Source organism: Micromonospora sp. NBRC 101691, assembly GCF_030269285.1.
GTDB classification, from domain to species: domain Bacteria; phylum Actinomycetota; class Actinomycetes; order Mycobacteriales; family Micromonosporaceae; genus Micromonospora; species Micromonospora echinospora.
Genome location: NZ_BSTB01000053.1, coordinates 1 through 1,059 on the forward strand (window position 1 = coordinate 1; position 1,059 = coordinate 1,059).

Consider the following 1,059-nt stretch of genomic DNA (forward strand, 5'->3'; position numbering starts at 1 on the left):
GCCGAGGCGGATGGTGGCCGAGCGGCGGCTGTCGGAGTAGACGACAGCGCGGCAGGGAGCGGTACCGGAACCCTTCTCCCGAGCGGCAGCGGTACCGGTCAGCGACACGAAATCGGCCTCCAACACGGCCAACGCAGCCACGAGCGCGTCCACACCGGTAGCCGCCCGGACACGGTCACGGCCCCGCTCCAGAACATCGAGCGCCTCCAGACCACGCCGCCGGAGACCCGGATCACCCACCCCCTCCAGCCAACGGCGCAGATGACGTTCCGACCGCACATCGGCAGGAACCTCCAACCGCCAACTGACCCAACGACGCCGGACAAGGTCCCCAAGCACACCGACACAATCCGGCAACGACACCCCCGCCGCCGCAGCGATCTGCCCAGCCGTACGACGCCCGTCACACAACTCCAACACCCGACGCCACCGCCGGTCCACCGCCCGCACCGGAAGCCCCGGCACCACCACACCCTCCCCCGTCACCCGCACAAACGGCACCCGACGCGGCGCCAACCACTCCCGCGCCCCCCCACCACCACCCACCACCCTCGCCACCGCATCAACCGCCCACGGCGAAAAAAACACCTCCGAACCCGCCACCAACCCCACACCCGCATCCACCACCACACCCCGACCCGACAGATCCCACCGACCCCAACCCACCGGACCGAAAAACCCAATCGTGTCGTTCTTCACACAAAACCGCTGCCAGTAATGCGCCACCAACTCCTCCCGCTGACGCGGCATACTCGTACGCCCCGCCACCGACGGCACCCACGACAAAAACGGCCCCACACCCGACCGCAACACCGCCCGGTTCTGCCACGCCACCGCAGACCGGAACAACCCCGAACCCGCAATCCCCTGCAACACCCCCGCCAACGACACCACCGCCGCCCCGAACACCTCCTCAAACGCCTCCCAATCCGCCCCCGACAACACCTCCACCCCCACAAACCTGTCCGCCGCCACCGCCAAACCCTCCGGCGCCAACCGCAACACACCCGACGCCGGAAAACCCGGCCCACGCAACGCAAACTGATCCCACAACCGCCA

General features: G+C 68.6%; 1 protein-coding gene. It reads right to left on the bottom strand.

The annotated features are described in order from the left end of the window. On the bottom strand, window positions 1-1,059 hold a 1,059-nt coding region (locus QSK20_RS31910), incomplete at both ends, for a lantibiotic dehydratase (protein WP_285792320.1).